The sequence below is a fragment of the Campylobacter sp. BCW_4323 genome (genome assembly GCF_001763115.1).
GTDB classification, from domain to species: domain Bacteria; phylum Campylobacterota; class Campylobacteria; order Campylobacterales; family Campylobacteraceae; genus Campylobacter_D; species Campylobacter_D jejuni.
The window spans coordinates 1-1,287 of sequence record NZ_MJYC01000016.1 but is presented as its reverse complement, the minus strand read 5'-3'; the positions used below and the strand labels follow the sequence as shown (position 1 = coordinate 1,287).

The 1,287-nt window shown below is 22.6% G+C and carries 1 protein-coding gene; it reads right to left on the bottom strand.

Annotation, left to right across the window (positions count from 1 at the left end):
• Positions 1 to 1,287: glycosyltransferase (locus AJN60_RS00515; protein ID WP_070285668.1), on the bottom strand; the 1,287-nt coding region annotated here is incomplete at both ends.

Genomic DNA, 1,287 nt, shown 5'->3' with positions numbered 1-1,287 from the left:
TTTTTTCACTCCCTTAGCTAAAAAAGGAAATTTAAACAAACCACCTTTATGCCAAGTTTTAAAAGATTCTAATAAAATTTTTCCTAGTTTATAAGATAAGTGTTCTTTATACTTTAAAGCTTCTTGGTAATCTGGATAATTTTCTAAAGGGGGTAATTTTAAAGTTGGATCTTTTTTTATTTTTTGATAATATATTTTTTGATCTTGTTTATAATTTAAAAATACTGATAACAAATATATTGGCATGAATAGAATACCAATAATACTTTTAGAATTAATAATCATAGTTTGACCTAATTTATAACAAAGCTGATTTTGAATTCTTTGTTTAGCTGTGCCATATAAATTGGTGTTAAACTGATGTTTATTATCTTTAAATTTATTATTTACAAAAAAATTAATAATATCTATCTTATCTTTTATAGCCCAAGGATCTTGATTCAACTTTATATTCTCAAATAAAATATCCTTATAAGAGAATAAAAAGAAACGAATTTTTTCTAAATTTTCCTTATTTTTAAATTTATTTACATACATTAACAACAATACAAATGTCATACATGTCCAACTATGTAACTTTATGTATTCTCTTGCATCATATGGGTCTAAAAAATCATTGGATAAAATTCTAAAAAATGGTGCTAAATTTTCAAAACTTAAATTATTATCATGACACATTGTACTATTAGCTCTTATTCTATTATTATAAAGCTTTTTGTCAAGAACATATAATTTCTTAGCATTTAAAAACAATAAGGTTCCAAATAAATTATCTTCATATAAAACTCCATCAAGAAATTTGAGTTTTAATGTTTTTAAATAAGCAAAATCAATCATTTCCATAACAGCTATCCAAATGGAAGTTATATTATTTTTACGGCATTCATCAAACCATGTATTTCCATCAATTTGCTTATTTTTAATATTATAGTTAAAACATTCCATAAATGTTTTAGAAGTTGGATAAATTGTTTTAATTTCATAATCAAACGCTTTATTATCAAACCAAACCACTTCAACCCCATCCATTCTAGGAACACATTCTTCTATGCAATTTAATTCCCAATAATCATCAGAATCTAAAAAGATAATATAATCAATATCAGGAGCTTTAAAATTTAAAAGTTCATCTTTATTTTTAAAGAAATTTGAACTTTTATATATTTTATAAATATTATAAGGATTATCTTCATTGTCTAATTTAAATTCTACTAAGGAGTTTTCTTTTAATTCTTGGGTAATATTTTTAAAATCATATTCTTTACTAAAGAATTCTATGCCAACATT